The organism is Mesorhizobium sp. NZP2234 (assembly GCF_013170765.1).
Lineage (GTDB): Bacteria > Pseudomonadota > Alphaproteobacteria > Rhizobiales > Rhizobiaceae > Mesorhizobium > Mesorhizobium loti_D.
Genome location: NZ_CP033364.1, coordinates 4,822,856 through 4,843,121 on the forward strand (window position 1 = coordinate 4,822,856; position 20,266 = coordinate 4,843,121).

Consider the following 20,266-nt stretch of genomic DNA (forward strand, 5'->3'; position numbering starts at 1 on the left):
TCTCGGTTTTGAGAGGGCGGCACGCATGGGAACAAGGGCCTGGAGCTAGCGATCGGCAAGGGCCAGCTTGGCGCCGAGCATGACAAAGGCGCCCGCGAACGTCCTGCGCATCCAGGTCAGCACCATCGGCCGCGACACGACATGGCTGCGGATCGAGGCGGCGAAGATGCCGTAGCCGACGAAAACCACGAAGGTCAGAAGCATGAAGACGGCGCTGAGTTCCAGCATCCTCGACAGCGCGTTGGGCTCAGTGGTGCTGACGAATTGCGGCAGGAAGGCGAAGAAGAAGATCGACAGCTTCGGATTGAGCACGTTGACCAGGATGCCGGTGGCGATCACCTTGCCGGCCGAGCGCGGCGCGACATTGTCCTCGACGCTCAAGCCGCCCTTCTCCTTCAGCGTGTTCCAAGCCATGTAGATGAGATAGGCGACGCCTAGATATTTCAGCGTTTCGAAAGCAACCGCGCTGGTGTGCAGCAACGCCGCAAGCCCGGTGATGGCGGCCGCCATGTGCGGGATGATGCCGAGCGTGCAGCCGAAGGCCGCAATGATCGAGGCCCGCGCACCGCGCGAAAGTCCGGCGCTCAGCGTGTAGAGAACGCCGGTGCCGGGCGAAGCCACGACGATCAGCGACGTCAACAGGAATTCGATGCTCACGATGGTTCCTCCACGGCCCTGCCCGGCCGGGAACGTACCGGGCCAACGGGCGCCGCACAAGCGGAGGCGATTTGCGCAATCCCCGTTTGGGTAGATCGGTAGTTACACCGGCAATCCGATCGCCCGGCGCGCCATCAGGCATTCCGCGTCGCCAGGCATGCAGGCGCGACAGACATCCGGACGCAATTCGTAGATGCCGCATGCGGTCGACTTGCCGATTTCGCCCGACAAGGCCGAACAGCGCACGCCCTCGCAGCGCATGCCCGACAGGTCGGCCGCTACATATTGCTCAGGGATGCGGTCGAGCTGCGCGTCATCCTCGGTCGAAAAGCGCGGCCATTCGGCTGAATATGAACAGCACGCGCCACAGCTCTGACAATCGAAGACAGAAGCGGTTTCGCGTCGCGACGACGAAAGTCTCGCGGCAGCGACCAGGGCGAACAGCCCTGGCGTGGCAGAATTGCGATCGGCGTCCTGCGGCAAGGCGCTATTTCTTCTTGCCTGTCTTGCGCGCCGGCGCTTCAGCGGGCGACTTGAACAGATCGGTCGCGGCTTCGCCAGCTTCGCTGGCTTTCGCGGCAACCGGCTTGGCCGGCTTTGCAGCGGGAGCCGGCGTTGCCGGCTGATCCTTGGCGGAAAATTTAATGGCCATGTCAGTCCTCGTCGGCGAAACGCGATGATGGTGCGCGCGGATTGCGCAAGCGGCCGATCAGCGCCGAAACCGCCGTGATGTTCATTTCCTCGGGCGACCAGTTCCTGGCTTCCGCTATGTGATGCGGCGCCAGTTCACGATGCGTGCTGCCGCTGTAGGCGGCATCCTGGTAGGTCACCCGCTCCTGGGTCTTTTTGTCCTCGCGGACATATTCGATCAGGTAGTTCGGGGCTTCGGCACGGCCGCGCACGCCTACGCGTACCTGGGCGTCGCCATGGGCGCGCTTGCAGCGTTCGAGTTTTTCCAGCACGCGCCGGACGTATTCGACCGGCTTGTCCAGGGTTTCGACCATGTCGGCAATGGTCGCATCGGCCGCGATCGGCGTCGGCGGTACGCGCTTGGTGGCCATCAGCGTTTTCCGGCTCGTTTCGGCTGCACCGCGAGTGCTGCCGCCGCCGCCATCTCGTCGGCTTCCTTTTCGAGGCGCAGCTCGCGCAAACGGGCGGTCTTGGCTTCCCGCGCCTCGCTTACGGCATCGCGTTCGGACATGATGCGGTTGAGCGACATTGACTGGGTTTGCGTCCTGCTGAACAGCGACACCGCCGGATCGGCGGTCTTCGAATGGGCGGTCAAGATCTTTCTCCTGTCAGGAGCCTGGTGCCGATAGGACGAGACCGGCTCTTCGGTCAGGGCCACGCACGAAGCAACACGGCATTGGGGCAATAGGGCAGCGGATTCAAATTGCTGAGGCGTTCCATAGCACGTTCAGCCCGACGCGCAGCGCATTTTCGGCGGCAACAGGCGTAAAATGAAAAAGGCCAGGCACCGCCTGACCTCCCCAGGAGTACCGCACATCCAGATGGATGCACAGGAACACTCCTTCATGCGCATGGCCTTGGAAACTCAGGTTTCCAAGGCCATGCGCCTAAATTCGCCCATCACCGGTGCCAGTACATCCGTGGTCACCGGGAGGGCTGAATTCTTTCTTCAGGCCGCCTTCAACTGGTCGGCGGACATCTTGCCCGACTTGTTGTCGCGGACCATCTCGTAGCCGAGCTTCTGGCCCTCGACGATGTCGCGCATGCCGGCACGCTCTACGGCCGAGATGTGGACAAAAACGTCGGCCGAGCCGTCGTCAGGCTGAATAAAACCAAAACCTTTGGTGGCGTTGAACCATTTAACTGTGCCGGTGCTCATAAACGAACCCTTTCCATGGCAAATATTCGTTAATCGCGGTGCGAATGCACAACGATTTTTGTCTCGATTTTTGATGGGGAAGTTCGTCAAAAGCGCGCATGCATGCGCGGATAACAAAAGTCAGTCAAACAAATATCGACATATTTCTTATAGGCTTCTTTTGCCGGCGAGTCAATTTCTGGTTTTCCATCGGCCAGCATTCAACCCGCGATTGCTCTAACTCGAAGCCTCAACTGGCGAAACGGCCGACAGACAAAGGTCCCCCAAAAAAACGCACACGCCCGGAACCAATTCCATGCCGACGCATTTCAACCGTGTCAGCATTTTAGAGAGCAATCTCGGGAAAGCTGACAAAAGGACGCCTCCCGCACGATAACAGGTGCGAGAGGCGTTCTTGTATGTGCCAGTTCTTGTATTTGCCAGGAGGCCGAAGCCGGGCCGCGAGGCGGGCTATATAATGGCACTGATCAGCGGCAGGATCTCGTAGTGGAAACCGCGGCCAGAACGCGATACCGGATCACCATCGATCACGGCTCTCGCCTCGACTTCGCTCCCGACACGCAGGATCAACAGGCCCCAGGGGCCGGCCGGGTCGGCGACCGGGCCAGCCACGACCATGGTACCCTCGCGAAGCTTGCCGCGCAGATAGTCGGCATGCCGTCCCATCAGTTCCTTTTCTTCCTCGGTCATGGTGAAGGCGAAATCCGGTCGAGGCGGGATCAGCCGGCAGTGAAAGATCAATGGCACCGTGAGCGGTCCGCCGTTGCTGGACATCGGTCCTCCTCCAAAACCCCGTCAATCGGCCATCGGTGCTTAGCGCCTCGATTGACCTATTCGTCCGGCCCCGGTTCCGGCCAGGGCTCCTTGGCCGCTTCCGCGTACCAGTGCCGCATCGCCGGCGTGGCCAGCACGGCGTCGACATAGGCCCTGGTGTCGGGCGCGAGTTCGCCGCCATAGGTGTCGAAGCGGGTGGCGACCGGCGCGTACATGGCATCGGCCGCGGTGAAATGGCCGAACAGGAAGGGTCCGCCCTTGCCGTATTTTTCGCGACACGTGCGCCAGATGGCCTCGATGCGGGCGCGCTGCACTTCCCCTTCGGCGTCGAGCGGCTTGTGGCCCTTGGGGCGGCGCAGATTCATCGGCCAGCCATAACGAACCTCGCGAAAGCCGGAATGCATCTCGGTGGCCACCGAGCGGGCCAAGGCCCGGGCGCCGATATCGTCGGGCCAGAGCCCTCTGTCCGGAAACAGGTCGGCAAGATATTCAAGAATGGCAAGGGTTTCCCAGACGACCCTGTCCCCGCCCTGCGACGGCTTGTGTTCCAAGACGGGGACCTGTCCGGTAGGCGAAACCTTGGCAAGATTGGCAAAGGTCTCGGGCGTCCGCAGGCGCACGAAGCTCTCCTCGAACGGGATCTCCAGATGCTTCATCGCCACCCATGGCCTGAGCGACCAGGAGGAGAAGCATTTGTTGCCGATGTAGAGCGTGAATTCAGCCAAGGCGATTTCCCCCAATTTTCATCACTCTAGAGCAATTCCAGGAAAGGTGTGTAACGGTTTTCCCGGGAAAAGCGCATAGCGCTTTCCCTTGGGAATTGCGTCCAAACAAAGAGTTAGAGCAGTTCGGCGTTTCCGTGAAACGATGAACTGCTCCAGCACGGAGTGCACTGGCAGCAAAGCGTGTCGGCAGCCTTGCGGCCTTCACCCGGTGATGAACTCAGTTTGCCTGTGCAGCCAATTGCGCCCCAGGCGAAACACCGGCGCGGGCGCGGATCGCGGCGACGGCGCTGGCAATATCGGCATTGACGCGCAGCGCCTCACGTCCGGCTTCTATAGTGAGATCGACCTCTTCGACCGGCAGCTTCAGCCTTGTCGGTATTGCGTTGAGCCTGATTTGCGCCGCCGGATCGAGGTCGGCGAAAGACAGGTGCTGCACCACAAGCCGGACGTCGCGGCAATTCCAGCCGCCCGTCGAGCCTCGATAGGCGGCCACCGTCGAGGCCGGCAAGGCGCAGCGGTAGCGCACCAACTCCTCCTTCCACTGCGAGACGGCCAGGGTCAGGGCATCGAATTCGTCGCGCACCGAGGAAGAAAGCGTGGTGCTGGTCACGGCGTCGAGCAGCTCCGAGGCCTTTGGTCCATGGAGTGATTTCGCCCAACTCACATCCCTGTTGCTGCCCGCATCGGCGACGATGAAGATCAGCGTCGTCAGGCGGACGGCTGCCGAAGGCGACAGCGGCCCATAGGGCGTGCCGGCGGCCGAGCGCTCGAGCGAAAAGCCGGTGACGCCGATATTGTCGGTCAAGCCGCCGTCGAGCAGCTTCACATAGTCGAGCGGATCGGCGTTCTGGTAGGAATCGAGCGCGCTGGCGTAGGCCTTCAGCCTGAGCGAGGCATTGCGGTCGGCAAGCGCCCGGCTCAGCCACAACGGCTTGCGGTAGCCGCAATCGGGCTTGGTGGCGGCGACCACGATCGGGGCGAAGACGATGGGCACGGCGGCGGAGGCGGCAACCGCATCGGCCAGCCGCACCTTGTCGAGGTCGCTGCACAGCGCCGCGAAGGTGTCGTAGGTGAACATGAACGGCGTACGGTTGTAGATATCGGACGCGTTGACCCAGACGATCGGCCGGTCCGGCTTGCGGAATGCCTCGAAGGTCGCGCCATCGAAAAGATGGTCGTTCAGCCATTTGGCGAAGCCGCTGCGGTCATTGACGCCGCCATAATAGGCGCGCACGAGATTGACCGGCGACACCGATGTCCTGAGATCGGCTTCCGCGTCCTGGATCAGGAAGCGCTGGCGAAAATCCTGGTAGCCGTCCTTGCCCTTGTAGCCGAAATAGGCCGCCGCGATGGCGCCGCCGGACGCTCCGGAAATCATCCTGATGTCGTCTACCAGCGTACGGCGATATGGCCGCTCGTCGATGACGATGTCGTCCAGGGCCCGCAGCACGCCATAGGAGAAGGCAGCCGCCCTGGTGCCCCCGCCGGAAAAGGCGAGGCCGACCACGGTCGAACCATCGTCGCCCGGATCAGGGATGAAGGTCGGTGAAGGGTGGCCTGCTTCAGATGTCAGGAGATTGATCGGACCGACATCGTCGGCAATGCAACCTGCCACCAGCAGGGAGACAGCGACCGCCAAGGCAAGGCGAAACAGAAAACGCATAGAACTCCCCCGGCGGCCCGTAGGCTGGTCCCGCGCAGACGGTAGCCGCATTGCCTCGCCAGAGGCAACCAGTTGTCTGGAACCTAAGCAGGGCTGGCTCGTTTGCCTTTCGCGAGTGAAAATCCCGAAATCCCAGGAGATGCGAAATGGTGAACAGGGATCAGGTCGCCGGCATGGCCAGGCAGGTCAAGGGCTCGATCAAGCAAGCAGCCGGCAAGGCCACCGGCAACTGGCAGGCCCAGGCCGAAGGCATGGCCGACAAGGTCGCGGGCAAGGTGCAGAAGGCCTATGGCGACGTGAAGGACAAGGTCAGGAAGGCGTTTTGATTCCGCATCGGGAAGGTCGGGAAAGGCGGCGGCCCGGGGCCGCCTTTTTCATGTGCTCCAGCCCTTGCTGAAAGCGTTGGTGAAAGCGATCTCGCCGTGGTCGTCGGTCGCCTCGCCCAGCACCACGTCCATGCCATCGCTGGTCACCCTGGCCAGAGCGAAACCTCCCATATAGGCAGCCTTTGGCTTGAACAGGTTGAGCCCGTCACGACGGTAGATCAGCGAGGTCTCGTGCTGATGGCCGTGGAAGATGGCAATGACATTGTACCCCTTCAGCACTGCCACCAGCGCCTGTCTGTCGGCCTCGCCCCACCAGTGCGGCGCACCGGCGCCGTCATCGTCATAGGTCCGCTTGGCGGGATCCCACCGCTCCGTCGAAAATGTGTCCCAGCCATAGTGCTGGAACAGGATGACGGGACGGCCATCCGCCGCGTAGGTCGCCAGATCCTGCTTGAGCCATGGCAGGCTGCTATCGGCACCATGGCCGGTATCGCCGGCGAAACGATGCGTCTGGACGAGATGCAGGCCACCCCAATCCCACGAATAGCAGTCAGTCTCGACATCGTAGTCGGTGGCCGGCACGGGCGGCTTGAAGAACACGCCGGCGCGATGGTTGACTTCGACATAGTCACGCAGTTCGCGCCGGTACCAGTCGACATGGTGCGGCGGACCGTTCTGGTCGAGATCGTGGTTGCCGAGCCCGATATAGACCGGCATGTGAACGCGATCCGGGCCGACCCCTTGGCTGTAGCGCTGGCTGAATTGAAGCAGCTGCGTACCCTCGCTCGGCTGGGTGATCTGGCCGCCGCCGTCGTCGGTGATGTCACCGCCGATGACAAGGCCGAACGGCATGCCGATCCGGCGGCCCGCTGAACGCAAGCGGGTGGCGACGCCATCGATCTCGTCCGGCCAGTCCTTGTCGCCAATGGCATTCAGTGCCGCGACATTGCGCAACAGCGCGGCGTCGGTCTTGCCTTCCTGCAGGCAGTTGGGGCTCAGGCCGCTTGCCATGCGGCAGGCATGGACATCGGCGATGAACAGGAAGGTGGCGTCGATGGGCTGGATGCGCTGCCCGGTCTGGCTGAGCGCCGGGCGTGAAAGCGCGCCGGCCGCGGCAAGACCCGCGGCCTGCACCAGAAAGCCGCGTCGTGAAAGCAATACAGGGGAATGGCGAGTCATCATGCCGGAATTTCAGCACAAGCGGCGTCCGTCCGTCCAGTTTCGGCAGTATCGCCACTTGCCTTGAGCATCGACATCGCAATGAACGTCCGCCACTTCTACCTGCGCTTGCATCCTCAAGAAACTGGTGGCGTGAAGAACGCGCTTGCCGGCATGGCATTGGCGGTTCTGCTGTCTGCAAGTGTTGCGCTTGCCAGTCCATCGCCGCGAAGCGGTGCACCCGCCTTAGATGGTGCCATGCCGCCGCAGCACCCTGCTACGTCGCCTCCCGCCCGGCGACGGTGCGACCTGGGAGGCGCCGCGCTCCAAAGCCGCAAGGCAGTCGCGCAACGGGCCGGCGTCCTGCGCCGTCTTGGCCATCGACATGGCGCCGGAATAGGTGGCGATGGCAAGTGCGGCAAAATGCTGGGGATCGGTGCCCTGCTCCTTGCCCTCCCGCTGGTCGGCGCTGACCTTGTCGGCGATCGCCTGACGCCATGCCGCAAAAATGCCGGCAAGGGCAGCGCGCAGATCGGGATCGGCAAGCGACAGTTCGTGCGCCAGATTGTTGAGCGGACAGCCCCGCACGAAACCCTGCTGGTCCAGTTCCGCCGCCACGGCCTCAAACACGGCCCGCACCCCGTCGCGCGCCGAAGCCGCCGCCTTGACCGGCGCGATCCATGTCTGCTCGACCGCCGCCGCCACGCGCTCCTCGATCACTGCCAGGGCAAGCGCCTTCTTGGTCGGGAAATGGTGATGCAACGCGCCGCCGCTGACCCCTGCCGTCGCCATCAGGTCACCCAGGCTGGAAGCATGATAGCCGCGTGCCTGAAACACGACCTCGGCCACATCGAGGACTTTTCTGCGCATGCCCTCCGGGTCGTTGACGCGCTTTCCAGGCCGGGGGCCTGATCGGGTGGTCATTTCTGCTGACATTGCCGGACCATAGCATGTTGACAAAACAGGACAACCGGTCTGTTTATAAACAGGATGATCATCCTGTTTATGGAGACTGCCGATGAATCCGCGCCTCGACCTTCCCGTGAAAGTGCTCGCCTCGCCCATCGTCGAGTTGAGGCAATACACATTGAAGCCAGGGCGGCGTGAAACGCTGATTGCTCTTTTCGACCGGGAGTTCGTCGAGAGCCAGGAGGCGACTGGCATGACCATCATCGGCCAGTTTCGCGACCTGGACCGTCCCGACATGTTCGTCTGGCTGCGCGGCTTCGAAAGCATGGACACCCGCAAGGAGGCCCTGGCCACCTTTTACGGCGGGTCGGTCTGGGCGGCACATCGTGACGTGGCCAATGCGACGATGATCGATTCCGACGACGTGTTGCTGCTGAAGCCGGCGTGGCCGGGCGCCGCCTTCGACCTTTCGGGCACGCAGCGCGCCGCCTCGACAACGGGCGAAAAGCCGATTCAAAACAAGCCCCTGGCTGGCATTGTTGCCATCCGGATTCATCATCTGCGACCAGGGGCGGAGACCGACTTCGCCAGCCGCTTCAAGGCCGAGGCGGTACCGATGATGAAGGCGCCAGGCGTCCGCCTCCTCGCCGCTTTTGTCACGGAGCATGCCGAAAACAGCTTTCCGCGCCTGCCGGTGCGGACGAGCGAAAACGTTTTCATTTCCGTAACCGGCTTCCACGGCAGCGAGGCGCATGCCCGCCATGAAGCCGCCTTGGCCGCGTCGCCGAACTGGCGGGCCTTCTGGCAGGCGGCCGAGCTCGACCTGACCAAGCCAACGGAGACTTTGCGGCTGTCGCCTACTTCGCGGTCGTTGGTCGGGCCGAGCCTCTAGGCTCCCAATGCCTCGATGATGGCCCCGGCGACAAAGGCCGGATCCTCCCAATGCGGGTTGTGGCCACACGCTTCGGCACGCAGGAGTCTTGCCCCCGCCAGGCTGCGCAACAGCGCCTCCTGGTGCGCCTCGCCGAACAGCGGGTCGCACGCGCCGGCGATGATCAGCGTTCGGGTCCGCACTGCCTGTGCCGCGCTGGTCAGGTCGGCCGGGCATATCTCTTCCAGAATGGCGCGCCAGCGCGCCGCGGGCATCGCCGATGCGTCTTTCGCCAGGCCGGCTAGGAACGGCTGGGGTACATCGGGCCGGCAGGCATGCCACCAGTCATAGAACGGATCGGCCGGCGATATCGGGTCACGCAGGGCCTGAACACCCGCGACAAGCGGATGATCGTGTGCGAAATCGGGCTTCAACGTGCCTGCCATGACCACCAACCCCCCTGGGAGCTCGGCGTATCGCGCAGCCAGAGCGACGGCCACCATGGCGCCCAGCGAATGGCCGACCACAACGGGCCGATGGAGCCGCAAATGCCGGATCAGGCCCGCAATATCATCGGCGAAGTCGGTAATGCCGCAACCCTTGCCCGCTGGCGAAGCGCCATGGCCGCGCAGGTCGGGCATGATCAGCCGCCGGCCGGCCAGGTGCGGCGCCAGCAGCGAAAAGCTGCGGCTGGTGTCGGTGAAGCCATGCACCAGAACCAGCGCCGGCTCGGCGCCCGATATCTCGACGTAGGCGATCTCGAGGCCGCCGGGATTGACGAATTGCTTGCGACCGGCCCAGGAGTCCTGCTCCGCGGCCGGTGTCGCCTTCGGTTCGACCGCCGTCACAGGCCGAGCTTCTCCTTGACCGGGGCAAGGCCGGGCTTGCCGTCGAAGGTGGTGACGCCGGCGAGCCAGGCGTCGAGGCGGTCCTTGTTCAGCGTGATCGCCTTCAGTGCCCCGTCCTCCGGCTTCATGCCGTCATTGATCAGGTAGCCCATGCCGACATTCTCGAAATCAATGTCGAAGGCGAGATTCTTCAGGAACTGCGCGACATTGGGGCATTGCTGCAGATAGCCCTTGCGCACCTGCGTCGTCACCGTCGCGGCGCCGAAGTTCGGGCCAAAGAACTTGTCGCCACCGGTCAGATATTTGAAATCGTACATGGTGTTCATCGGATGCGGGGCCCAGCCCTGAAAGACGATGAACTGCTTCTCCTTGATCTCATAGCCGACCTCCGAGAGCATACCCGCTTCGCTCGACTCGACCACGTGCCAGCCGTCAAGGCCGAAGGCCGGATCGGCGATGGCGTCCATCATCAATTGATTGGATCCGGGTTCGATGCCGTACATTTTCTTGCCGAACTTGTCGGCGAATTTGTGCAGGTCGGAAACGTCCTTGACCCCGGCCTCCCAGACATAAGTCGGTACGGCGAAGGTGTATTTGGCGCCGACAAGATTGACGCGGACATTCTCGATCGAGCCGTCCTTTTTGTAGGGCTCGTAATAGGTGACCATCGCCGGATCCCAGTAACCCAAGAACAGGTCGAGATCCCTGTTTTTCATGCCCTCGTAGATGACGTTGATGCCGAGCACTTCGCTCTGCGACTGATAACCCAGCGCATGCAGCAGGACGTTGGCCACTCCTGTGGTGAAGGCGAGATCGTTCCAGCCAGGCTCGGCCATGCGAACGGTCTTGCACTCTTCTGCCTCTGCCGCCCGGGCCGCTTGAGACGCCAGCACCAAAGCGGCAAGGCACACGCCATTTGCAAGGGCTCGCAACATTTCGGTTCTCCTCTTGTCCTAAATTGACCGGCTGGTCTTTTTATTGTCCCATTGGTCAATAGTTGATCTAGACGGACGAAGATGTCAACGTGGATTCGCAATGCCTGGATCGAACCCGTGAAACTCAAGCGTCTCGGTGACATACGCCGCAAGGAGTTGCGGCAAGCCGCTTTCGCGGTACTGGAGCGCGAAGGCATTGCCGGCGCGACCTTGGAAAAGGTTGCCGCCCATGCCGGCGCCTCCAAGGGCATCGTGCTGCATTATTTCCGCAACAAGCAGGAATTGTTCGAACATGCGATGCGGGAAGCAAACGCCGTGCTGCGCGACGCTGTGGTCGCCCGGCTTCGCCAGGCGCGCACGCCAAGGGAACGCCTTGATGCGGTGATCGATGGCAATTTCGAGGAGCATCTGTTCCAACCATCGCTTTGCCATGCCTGGCTTTCGCTCTGCGCCGAGGTGCCGCGCGACGAGAAGCTGGCGCGGATCCAGAGGGTGCTTCACGCGCGCATGCGCTCGAACCTGTTGTCCGGCCTGCACGGCCTCACCTCCCCCAAGGTTGCCGATGACATCGCGCTTGGCGTCACCTCACTGATCGACGGGCTTTGGCTGCGGCTCGGCCTGGAGCCGGGCAGCGTGTCGCGCGAACAGGCTATCCGCCAGGTCAAGGATTTCGTTGCCGCGCGGCTGGCCATGTACCAGCCTGCGACCGTCAACGCGTAGGCCGGCCCCGGCCTACGGCCAGGCCGAATTCCATGCCGAATGAACGGCCCGCCGTCAGGGCGGCCAGCCGGTCGCGCGCTTGCGCCGCTCAAGGCCGGATTTCAGATTGCCACCGGCGGCGGCGTGATCCTTCAGGAGCCTCGCCCATGCCGCCACCGCTGCCGCCCGCGTCAGGCGGGTCCGGGCGAAATCCTGCGCCTCCGCGGCTATCTCGGCCTCCAGTTTCGGATTGGCGCGCAGCCACTCTATGCGTTCGGCCAGATCGGACAGGTCGCGCGCCACCGGGACATAGTGGCGAAACGGTTCGATATCGTCGAAGAACCACTCGCGCCACGGCCGATCCTGCAACAGCACGACCCGCTTGGTGTGGAGCAGCATCTTGAACCGGCCACTGTAGCCCGCGCCCTCGATATCGATCATGTACCTGTAGGTGGCGACCTGGTCTTCCATTGTCTTGAAAGTCGCGGAATACCGATTGATGTCGGTGTTGTAGTTCGGCTCGGTGTCGTAGGCCTCAAGCAGATCCGGCCGCGCCTTTGCAATCTCGACTATCGCCTGGCGAGCATGGTTCATGCAGCGCCCCGCCCAGAACAATCGGTCATCGCGCGGCGGCTCTTCCGAGGCGGCAGCCATCGCCCGCGTCTTCCGGTCGTAATCGTCGAACTTCGCGTCCGGCCAGCCATCGAAAACGAAATCAGGCGCGGCCACCTCGCCATAGCCGTCGGCTTGAGAGAAGGCAAAGCGCGTGCGGAAATAGCGATGCCTTCTGCGCGACGGCGTGTCGCCGAGCAGCATATAGAAGGGCGGCAGGCTTTCGACATCCAGGGACGCCAATGCCTCGGCGATCAAGGTCAGGACCTGCACGTGCCGCTCAAGCCAGGCAGCGCGGGAGCGCACCTTGAGCGTCCCGCCTTCGAAACGGCAGTGGATCTCGCCGCGATTGAGCCCAGGCAGAAAGCGCCTGCCAACCTCGACGACATCGACAGCCATGGGAAGCGCTCTCGGTCCGTTCTTGAGTGGTGCCATTTTCAAAAAGACGCTCGCCGCAGCCTGTTTTCGATCAACGCGGCTATCCCTTTGGCGCGGCGGATGCAAGGGCGGACAATCCCGGCGTTGGCACCTGACGAAGTTCATACCGTGCGATAGGCCCGCGGCTTGACCTGGGCCGCGACCATGCGGTGCTCTGGCCTGACCCATGACTTCGGAGCGCCAGATGAGGCTTCAAGACAAGCATGCGCTGGTGACCGGCGGCTCGGACGGCATCGGCCTGGCAATAGCCGAGGCGTTTCTGCGCGAGGGCGCCGATGTCCTGATCGTCGGCCGCGACGCCGGCAAACTCGAAACCGCGCGCGACAAACTGGCGGCTGCCGGTCCAAGGAGAACCGTGGAGACGTTGTCGGCCGACCTTGCCACAAGCCCCGGCATCGCAGCGGTTGCCGAACATGTGAAAGCTTCCGGCCGGCCGCTCGACGTTCTCGTCAACAATGCCGGTGTCGCCTATCTCGTGCCATTCGAGACTGTCAGCGAGGCGCAGTTCCAGCACTCCTTCGCGCTCAATGTGACAGCCGCGTTCTTCCTTACCCAGGGACTGCTGCGGCATTTCGGTGCCGGCGCCTCCGTCATCAACATCTCCTCCTATTTCGCCAACAAGATGATCCCGAAGCGGCCGTCCAGCCTCTACTCCCTGTCCAAGGGCGCGTTGAACTCGCTGACCAGATCGCTTGCCTTCGAGCTCGGCCCGCGCGGCATCCGCGTCAACGCCATCGCGCCCGGCACGGTCGACACCGCCATGCGACGCAAGACCGTCGACAACCTGCCAGCCGCGGCAAAGGCGGAGCTGACGGCCTATGTCGAACGTAGCTATCCGCTGGGTCGCATCGGCCGGCCCGGGGACCTTGCCGGGATGGCGGTCTATCTCGCCAGCGACGAGGCTGGGTGGACCAGCGGCGGGATCTTCCCGGTGGATGGGGGCTATACGGCGGGATGAGAGCGCGAGAAGAGGGGAAATGCACTCATCTTCAACCGATTTGCATCCGCGCCACCCGCAATCTCCGCTTGAAGGCCATTGTGCAACGCGATACGCCCTTGCCCAAATCGACAGACCGGAGACTTGCCGTGAGCACGCCAAAGACCAGAACCGAAACCGATACGTTCGGCCCCATCGAGGTTGCAGCCGACCGCTATTGGGGCGCGCAGGCGCAGCGTTCCCTGGGCAATTTCAAGATCGGCTGGGAAAAGCAGCCGGCTTCGATCGTGCGCGCGCTCGGCATCGTCAAGCGCGCCGCGGCGGAAGCCAACATGGAGCTGAAGCGGCTCGATCCGGCGATCGGCAAGCCGATCATCGCGGCCGCGCAAGAGGTCATCGACGGCAAGCTCAACGACCATTTCCCGCTGGTGGTCTGGCAGACCGGCTCCGGCACCCAGTCCAACATGAACGCCAACGAGGTGATCTCCAACCGGGCGATCGAGATGCTCGGCGGCGTGATGGGATCGAAGAAGCCGGTGCATCCCAACGACCACGTCAATATGAGCCAGTCGTCGAACGACACCTATCCGACGGCCATGCACATTGCCTGCGCCGAGCGCATCGTGCACGATTTGCTGCCGGCGCTGAAGCACCTGCACAAGGCGCTGGACGCCAAGGCCAAGGCCTTCAATCACATCATCAAGATCGGCCGCACGCACACGCAGGATGCTACTCCCCTCACCCTCGGCCAGGAATTTTCCGGCTATGCGGCGCAGGTCGCCTCCTCGATCAAGCGCATCGAAATGACGCTGCCCGGCCTGCAGGAACTGGCGCAGGGCGGCACCGCCGTCGGCACCGGGCTCAATGCGCCTGTCGGCTTCGCCGAGCGGGTGGCTGATCGCATCGCCGCCATCACCGGCATCGCCTTCGTCACCGCGCCGAACAAGTTCGAGGCGCTTGCCGCCCACGATTCCATGGTGTTCTCGCACGGCGCCATCAACGCGGCCGCCGCCGCGCTGTTCAAGATCGCCAACGACATCCGCTTCCTCGGCTCCGGCCCACGCTCTGGGCTTGGCGAATTGTCGCTGCCGGAGAACGAGCCCGGCTCCTCGATCATGCCCGGCAAGGTCAACCCGACGCAGTGCGAAGCGATGACACAGGTCTGCGTGCAGGTGTTCGGCAACAACGCCGCGGTGACCTTCGCCGGCAGCCAGGGCCATTTCGAACTCAACGTCTACAATCCGCTGATGGCCTACAACTTCCTGCAGTCGGTGCAGCTCCTCGCCGACGCGTCGGTTTCCTTCACCGACAATTGCGTCGTCGGCATCGAGGCCCGCGAGGACAACATCAAGGCGGCGCTCGACCGCTCACTGATGCTGGTGACGGCGCTGGCCCCGACCATCGGCTACGACAACGCCGCCAAGATCGCCAAGACGGCGCACAAGAAGGGCACCACGCTGCGCGAGGAAGCACTGGCCACCGGGCTGGTCAGCGAGGCTGACTACGACCGGCTGGTCCGGCCGGAGGACATGACGCATCCGGGATAAGCTGTTTTCGGCGGGAGAATTTACTCCCGTCGCGGCACCGTTCGACACGAATTTCGCGCTTCTTGCCCGATCACGGAAATGTACAGGCTGTGAACAATGTGTCGCCACATAGGCGGCTTTGGTGAACAGTCGGCATCGTCTATCTCTTGGGTCATTCAACCCATTCGGAGAGCCACCATGTCCATCAACACTTCAGCCGCCGGCGCCGGCACCGCATCCAACGCCTCTACCACGATCCTTGTCGGCCGCGTCCTTTTGTCGATCCTGTTCATCCTTTCCGGCTTTGCCAAGCTGACTGCGATTTCCGCCACCGCGCAGTGGTTCGGCAGCATTGGCCTGCCGTTGCCGACAGCTGCCGCCGTGGGTTCCGGCCTGCTCGAATTCTTTGGCGGCCTCGCCATCCTGGTCGGCTTCCAGACCCGCATCGTGGCGATCGCGCTCGCAATCTTCACGCTCGCCGCGACCGCCGTCGCGCATCTCAACTTCGGCGACCAGATGCAGTTGCTGATGCTGCAGAAGAACCTCGGCCTGACCGGCGGCTTCCTGCTTCTGGCAGTGCTCGGCGCTGGCGCCTATTCGATCGACGCCAAACGCGGCTGAAACCTGCCAAGGGCCTGGCCAAAAGCGGCGCGGAATTTTCCGTGCCGCTTTTTCGTTGTCTGGAATAGGCAGTTCGGTTTCGGCTCTGGCTTCGCAGGCGTAAACTGCGCCGCGACCAGTTTAAGCCCGACCGGGCGCCGGCAAGGGAGGTGGCCATGACCCGCAACGCATTGCTTCTGGTTTCGCGACTGCTGTTTGCCGTGCTGTTCGTACCGTCCGGCTTCCAGGCCCTCGCCAACATTGCCGGCACGACCAGTTATTTCGCCGGCCTCGGCCTGCCGCTGCCGGCGCTTGCCGCCTGGGGCACGGGCCTGTTCGAGCTGATCGCCGGATTGCTGATCCTCGTCGGCTTCCAGACCCGGATCGTGGCGCTGCTGCTGGCGGCCTTCTGCGTCGTTGCCGGCTTCATCGGCCATTACGGCCAGGGTGCCGACGATGCGACGCTCGCCTTCCTGCACCAGCAGATGCTGATGAAGGACATTGCGATCTCGGGCGGCTTCCTGGCGCTGGCCATGGCCGGCGCCGGAGCCTGGTCGGCCGATGGGCGCGCTGCGGTTTAACATCTTTGCTTAAACGCGCCCGAGCTGGTCGACCGCCACTTCCGTCGCGGCTTCGCCGAGCCACCTCTCGCCCGATCGACGGGGTAGAGGAAGGACACGAGCCTATTGCCGCCAACGCTTCTCCAACCGGACTCCCTTCCTTTCCCTCCGGAGGGGGAAGGTGGCGCTGCAAAGCAGCGACGGATTGGGGGAAGCCGATCCACAATCGCGAGGCCCAAGACGACTGATCACCACCGGCAGTCCAATACCCGCTTGAATCAGGTAAGACACGGTCTGCTATCAGGCCGTGTTCATTTCACCGAAACGCTTGGCCCGCCTTCCACCGCCAGCACCAGCCTGCGGTTGGTGATCCGCGCCAGCTGCGCCAGCCGGCCGGCCGGCCGCTCGCCGTAGAGGTCGGAGAGCGAGGCCGGCAACACCAGCGCCAGCACACCATTGGCGCGCTGCTCCCATTTCAGCCTGGGCATGATGCCGGGCATCGAGGCGGTCAGCAGATAGACGACACGCATCATCGCCGCCAGCACCCGGGCACGCTCGAGGTAGCGCGGCGTCGCCAGCGCCTTGATTTCCGGCGCGATGGATTCGTTGAAGATGCCGTCGTGACGATAGGCGTTGGCCAGCGCCAGGAAGGCACGGCCCGGATGGTCGACGCCGAAGAAAGAGGCATGGGCAATGATGTTGAGCGATTGCCTGCCGCGATACTCGGGATGCGCGCGCCAGCCGATGTCGGCCAGCAGTGCGGCGGCATGGCGGTAGCGCGCCTCGTCCTCGGTCTCGTCGATACCGAAGGCGGCGAAGGATTTGGCCGTCCAGTCGACCAGTTCATGCGCATGGGTGAAAGAGCGCGAACGCAACCGGGCAAGCTCCTCGGACGCCGAAATCAACGGATCCGCCCTCTGCTCCGCCTCGTCGAGCAACGAATAGAGGAAGCCTTCGCGCACACCGAGCGCCGAGACGATGATCTTCGACGGCTGCATCGCCGCCATGATCTCCTGCAGCACGATGGCGCCGTAGGGCAGCAGCGAACGGCGATTCTTCGAGACGCCTTCGATGCCCTTGACCTTCTCGATCTCGGCCTTGCCCACCTGCTTGAGAAAGTTCGCCGCACTGTCGGCCGATATCTCGTAGTGGTGCATGACGCCGAGCGGGTAGTTGGTCATCTCCATGTGCAGCCGGGCGAGGTTTCGCCAGGTGCCGCCGACGGCGTAGAAGGGCCTGCCCTGCCCGCCCTTCAACAGCTTGGCCCGCGCAAGCTCTTCGCGCGCGATCTTCTGCGCCTGGGTGAGCGAGTTCTTCGCCATGTCCTGCAGGCGCAGGCCACCGAGCGGCAGCGTTATGCCGTCACCGATCGCCTCGCCACTGACGTCGACCAGTTCGAGGCTGCCGCCGCCCAGATCGCCGGCGATGCCATTGGCCGGATGGAAGCCGGAAATAACGCCGAGCGCCGAATAGTAGGCTTCCTGGCGCCCGCTGATCACCCGGATCTCGGTCTTGAGTACGTCCTCGGCCCGATGGATGAAATCGGGACCATTGATTGCCTCGCGCGCGGCGGCGGTGGCCAAGACATACATATGCTCGGCGCCGGCCTGATCGGACAGCGCGCGAAAGCGGCGAAACTCTTCCATCGAGCGCGTCACCGCCTCGGGGTCGAGTTTGCCGGTCGAAACGATGCCGCGGCCAAGACCGGCCAGCATCTTTTCGTTGAACAGCATGGTCGGCGAGCGCGCCAGCCCTTCATAGACAACGAGGCGGATCGAATTCGACCCGATGTCGATGATGGACAGCGGTCGGCGGTCCTGCAGCCGGCCCTGGGAATCAGACAGCATCAGGTGGACGCTGCGGCGTTCTTCTTGCGGCGCTTGAACTGCGCAATGCGTTTGGGCGCATGCGACTTCAGCGCGTCACCCCGTCCGGACAGGCTCGGATTGGTCATGAAATATTCCTGCGCGTTGAACGGTTCCTCGCCCTCCTCCAGCACCACGCGCCGGGAGGTTCCATCAGCCAATACGTCGAAACTTTGCTGATTGTCCATGATGTTGCCCAGCATGATCTGGCCGAGTACCTGTTCATGCACAGTTGGATTGGTGATCGGCACCATGGTCTCGACGCGACGGTCGAGGTTGCGCGGCATGAGGTCGGCCGAGGAGATGTAGACGATCGCCTCGTCCGACGGCAGGCCATGGCCGTTGCCGAAGCAATAGATACGGCTGTGCTCCAGGAAGCGGCCGACGATCGATTTGACCCTGATGTTTTCGGACAGGCCAGGCACCTGCGGCCGCAGGCAGCAGATGCCGCGCACGACGAGGTCGATCTCGACACCGGCGCGGCTGGCATCATAGAGGGCGTCGATGATGATCGGGTCGACAAGGGCGTTCATCTTCATCCAGATGCGCGCCGGCCTTGCTTCCAGAGCATGGGCGACTTCGTCGGAAATGTGCTGCAGGATGCGGTTCCGCAGCGTGAACGGCGAGATCGCCAGCCGCATTTCGGCGGTCGGTTCGGCATAGCCGGTGATGAAATTGAACAGCTGCGCGACGTCGCGCGCAATCGTCGGGTCCGTGGTGAAAAAGGACAGGTCGGTGTAGATGCGCGCGGTGACCGGATGGTAGTTTCCGGTGCCAAGATGCACGTAATTGCGCAGCTTGCCATCCTCGCGCCGAACCACCAGCGACATCTTGGCATGCGTCTTCAGCTCGAGGAAACCGAACACGACCTGCACGCCGGCGCGCTCCAAGTCGCGCGCCCAGCGGATGTTGGCTTCCTCGTCGAAGCGCGCCTTGAGCTCGACCAGTGCGGTCACCGACTTGCCGGCCTCCGCCGCGTCGACCAGCGCGCGCACGATCGGGCTGTCATTGGAGGTGCGGTAAAGCGTCTGCTTGATCGCCACCACTTCGGGATCGGCCATTGCCTGGCGCAGGAACTGCACCACCACGTCGAAGGATTCGTAGGGGTGGTGGACGATGATGTCCTTCTCGCGGATGGCGGCAAAGCAATCGCCGCCATGCTCGCGGATGCGCTCGGGAAAGCGCGGATTGTAGGGCGTGAATTTGAGGTCGTCGCGTGGAACGGCGACGATCTCCGAGATCTGGCTGAGCGCCAGCGGCCCGGTCAGGACGCTGATGCGGCTCGATGAGACGCCGAGTTCGCTGGCCACGAAATCGCGCAATTCGCCAGGCATCAGCCTGTCGAACTCGATGCGGATCACCGACCCGCGACGACGGCGCTTCAGCGCCGTCTCGAACAGGCGCACCAGATCTTCCGATTCTTCCTCGACCTCGATATCGCTGTCGCGGATGATGCGGAACGTGCCTGAACCCTTGACCTCGTAGCCGGGGAACAGCTTGCCGATATAGAGGCCGACCGCCTCCTCCAGCGGGATGAAGCGGACATGGTGCTTGCGATCCGGAAGACGGATGAAGCGCTTCAGCGCCACTGGCAGGCGCAGGAGCGCGCTCATCTCCTCGCCGTTCTTGCGATGGCGGAGCTGCAGCGCCATCGAGAAGCCGAGATTGGGAATGAACGGGAACGGGTGCGCCGGGTCGATCGACAGCGGGGTGAGCACCGGAAACACCTGGTCTTGGAAATGCTCTTCCAACCAGACCTTCTCGTCCTTGGTCAGAGCGTCGCGGGTGATCGTCTCGATGCCTTCCTTGTTGAGCAGCACAGTCAGCGCCGAAAGGCTCTTCTGCTGGTCTTCCTGCAGCCGTTCGACCTCGCGCAGCAGCTGTTCGAGCTGCTGTTCGGGAGTGCGGCCATCAGGGCTCTTCAGCACGATGCCCTCGCGGACCTGGCCGGCGAGGCCGGCGACCCGCACCATGAAGAATTCGTCGAGATTGGCAGCCGAGATCGACAGGAAACGAACGCGCTCCAGTAGCGGATGATGGGTGTTCAGCGATTCCTCGAGCACGCGGCGATTGAACTGCAGCCAGGAAAACTCGCGATTGACGAAACGATCGGGATTGCCGCCTTCCGGGCTCGCCGCTTCGACATTGATGAATTCGCTCTGCACCGGCTTCAGTTCGTTCATGGTTCCTGCTCTTTCCACCGCTCAGCCGGTTAACCGGCTTAACTTATCCTCTGACAGGCTTTTGCGACAGTTTCATTTCATCGATCTTGCAAAGAGACCTGTTATGATCCAGATGCATGCGAGACTGCGTT

Annotated in this window: 23 protein-coding genes; 7 read left to right on the forward strand and 16 right to left on the reverse strand. The window is 63.1% G+C overall.

Annotated elements, in window-relative coordinates:
- Positions 1-45: 45 nt before the first annotated feature.
- The 9 genes from EB230_RS23880 to EB230_RS23920 all read right to left on the reverse strand — a co-directional run bounded on the left by EB230_RS23880 (position 46) and on the right by EB230_RS23920 (position 5,668).
- Entirely contained in the window at positions 46-657 is a 612-nt protein-coding gene (locus EB230_RS23880; protein ID WP_056562976.1) for a LysE family translocator, read from the reverse strand.
- Between the two features lie 102 nt (positions 658-759).
- Entirely contained in the window at positions 760-1,140 is a 381-nt protein-coding gene (locus tag EB230_RS23885) for a YkgJ family cysteine cluster protein (RefSeq protein WP_081294696.1), read from the reverse strand.
- A 4-nt stretch (positions 1,141-1,144) separates the two neighbouring features.
- Complete coding sequence (locus tag EB230_RS23890) at positions 1,145-1,309, reverse strand: hypothetical protein (RefSeq protein WP_081294695.1); 165 nt, start codon at positions 1,307-1,309, stop codon at positions 1,145-1,147.
- Between the two features lies 1 nt (position 1,310).
- Positions 1,311-1,718: a hypothetical protein gene (locus EB230_RS23895; protein WP_056562978.1), complete on the reverse strand. Its 408-nt coding sequence runs from the start codon at positions 1,716-1,718 to the stop codon at positions 1,311-1,313.
- Positions 1,718-1,942 (reverse strand): hypothetical protein, encoded by a 225-nt coding sequence (locus EB230_RS23900; RefSeq protein WP_056565493.1) that lies wholly within the window; start codon positions 1,940-1,942, stop codon positions 1,718-1,720. Before EB230_RS23900 ends, EB230_RS23895 begins: the two co-directional genes overlap by 1 nt.
- Positions 1,943-2,296: 354 nt before the next feature.
- Positions 2,297-2,506, reverse strand: a complete 210-nt coding sequence (locus EB230_RS23905) for a cold-shock protein (protein ID WP_010915421.1) — start codon at positions 2,504-2,506, stop codon at positions 2,297-2,299.
- Positions 2,507-2,956: 450 nt separating this feature from the next.
- Complete coding sequence (locus EB230_RS23910) at positions 2,957-3,280, reverse strand: YciI family protein (protein ID WP_172374062.1); 324 nt, start codon at positions 3,278-3,280, stop codon at positions 2,957-2,959.
- Between the two features lie 56 nt (positions 3,281-3,336).
- Complete coding sequence (locus EB230_RS23915; protein WP_172374063.1) at positions 3,337-4,005, reverse strand: glutathione S-transferase family protein; 669 nt, start codon at positions 4,003-4,005, stop codon at positions 3,337-3,339.
- Positions 4,006-4,222: 217 nt separating this feature from the next.
- Entirely contained in the window at positions 4,223-5,668 is a 1,446-nt protein-coding gene (locus EB230_RS23920) for a patatin-like phospholipase family protein (RefSeq protein ID WP_172374064.1), read from the reverse strand.
- A gap of 146 nt (positions 5,669-5,814) precedes the next feature.
- Between EB230_RS23920 and EB230_RS23925 the strand changes: the two genes are divergently transcribed.
- Entirely contained in the window at positions 5,815-5,994 is a 180-nt protein-coding gene (locus EB230_RS23925; protein WP_172374065.1) for a CsbD family protein, read from the forward strand.
- A gap of 48 nt (positions 5,995-6,042) precedes the next feature.
- Here the strand turns inward: EB230_RS23925 and EB230_RS23930 are convergent, their stop codons facing one another.
- Both EB230_RS23930 and EB230_RS23935 read right to left on the reverse strand, forming a co-directional pair.
- A complete protein-coding gene (locus EB230_RS23930; RefSeq protein WP_065004975.1) occupies positions 6,043-7,176 on the reverse strand; it encodes a metallophosphoesterase in 1,134 nt (377 codons plus the stop codon).
- 222 nt (positions 7,177-7,398) lie between these two features.
- Positions 7,399-8,022: a TetR/AcrR family transcriptional regulator gene (locus tag EB230_RS23935; protein ID WP_246738840.1), complete on the reverse strand. Its 624-nt coding sequence runs from the start codon at positions 8,020-8,022 to the stop codon at positions 7,399-7,401.
- A gap of 148 nt (positions 8,023-8,170) precedes the next feature.
- On the opposite strand from EB230_RS23935, the gene EB230_RS23940 reads away from it, so the two are divergent.
- Entirely contained in the window at positions 8,171-8,953 is a 783-nt protein-coding gene (locus tag EB230_RS23940; RefSeq protein WP_172374067.1) for an NIPSNAP family protein, read from the forward strand.
- Here the strand turns inward: EB230_RS23940 and EB230_RS23945 are convergent.
- Complete coding sequence (locus EB230_RS23945; protein ID WP_056562998.1) at positions 8,950-9,780, reverse strand: alpha/beta hydrolase; 831 nt, start codon at positions 9,778-9,780, stop codon at positions 8,950-8,952. The two genes, EB230_RS23940 and EB230_RS23945, sit on opposite strands and share 4 nt — an antisense overlap.
- Positions 9,777-10,715: a choline ABC transporter substrate-binding protein gene (gene choX / locus EB230_RS23950; protein WP_172374068.1), complete on the reverse strand. Its 939-nt coding sequence runs from the start codon at positions 10,713-10,715 to the stop codon at positions 9,777-9,779. Before choX ends, EB230_RS23945 begins: the two co-directional genes overlap by 4 nt.
- A gap of 81 nt (positions 10,716-10,796) precedes the next feature.
- On the opposite strand from choX, the gene betI reads away from it, so the two are divergent.
- Positions 10,797-11,435: a transcriptional regulator BetI gene (gene betI, locus EB230_RS23955; protein ID WP_172374069.1), complete on the forward strand. Its 639-nt coding sequence runs from the start codon at positions 10,797-10,799 to the stop codon at positions 11,433-11,435.
- 54 nt (positions 11,436-11,489) lie between these two features.
- Here betI and EB230_RS23960 read toward each other — a convergent pair whose 3' ends face one another.
- The gene (locus EB230_RS23960; protein WP_172374070.1) at positions 11,490-12,425 is read right to left on the reverse strand and encodes a glycosyl transferase family 90; all 936 of its coding nucleotides are present in this window, start codon (positions 12,423-12,425) and stop codon (positions 11,490-11,492) included.
- Positions 12,426-12,648: 223 nt separating this feature from the next.
- Between EB230_RS23960 and EB230_RS23965 the strand changes: the two genes are divergently transcribed.
- The 4 genes from EB230_RS23965 (at position 12,649) to EB230_RS23980 (ending at position 16,108) form a co-directional block, all read left to right on the forward strand.
- Positions 12,649-13,422: an SDR family oxidoreductase gene (locus EB230_RS23965; RefSeq protein WP_172374071.1), complete on the forward strand. Its 774-nt coding sequence runs from the start codon at positions 12,649-12,651 to the stop codon at positions 13,420-13,422.
- A 128-nt stretch (positions 13,423-13,550) separates the two neighbouring features.
- On the forward strand, positions 13,551-14,948 hold the full coding sequence (fumC, locus tag EB230_RS23970; RefSeq protein ID WP_056565502.1) for a class II fumarate hydratase: 1,398 nt from the start codon (positions 13,551-13,553) through the stop codon (positions 14,946-14,948).
- Positions 14,949-15,125: 177 nt separating this feature from the next.
- Complete coding sequence (locus tag EB230_RS23975; protein WP_056563013.1) at positions 15,126-15,548, forward strand: DoxX family protein; 423 nt, start codon at positions 15,126-15,128, stop codon at positions 15,546-15,548.
- Positions 15,549-15,703: 155 nt separating this feature from the next.
- The gene (locus tag EB230_RS23980) at positions 15,704-16,108 is read left to right on the forward strand and encodes a DoxX family protein (RefSeq protein ID WP_056563015.1); all 405 of its coding nucleotides are present in this window, start codon (positions 15,704-15,706) and stop codon (positions 16,106-16,108) included.
- A 290-nt stretch (positions 16,109-16,398) separates the two neighbouring features.
- Here the strand turns inward: EB230_RS23980 and ppx are convergent, their stop codons facing one another.
- The gene (ppx, locus tag EB230_RS23985; protein ID WP_056563019.1) at positions 16,399-17,934 is read right to left on the reverse strand and encodes an exopolyphosphatase; all 1,536 of its coding nucleotides are present in this window, start codon (positions 17,932-17,934) and stop codon (positions 16,399-16,401) included.
- Positions 17,934-20,135 carry an RNA degradosome polyphosphate kinase gene (locus tag EB230_RS23990; RefSeq protein ID WP_056563022.1) on the reverse strand — a complete coding sequence of 734 codons (2,202 nt, stop codon included), beginning with the start codon at positions 20,133-20,135 and terminating at the stop codon, positions 17,934-17,936. Before EB230_RS23990 ends, ppx begins: the two co-directional genes overlap by 1 nt.
- Between the last annotated feature and the right edge of the window lie 131 nt (positions 20,136-20,266).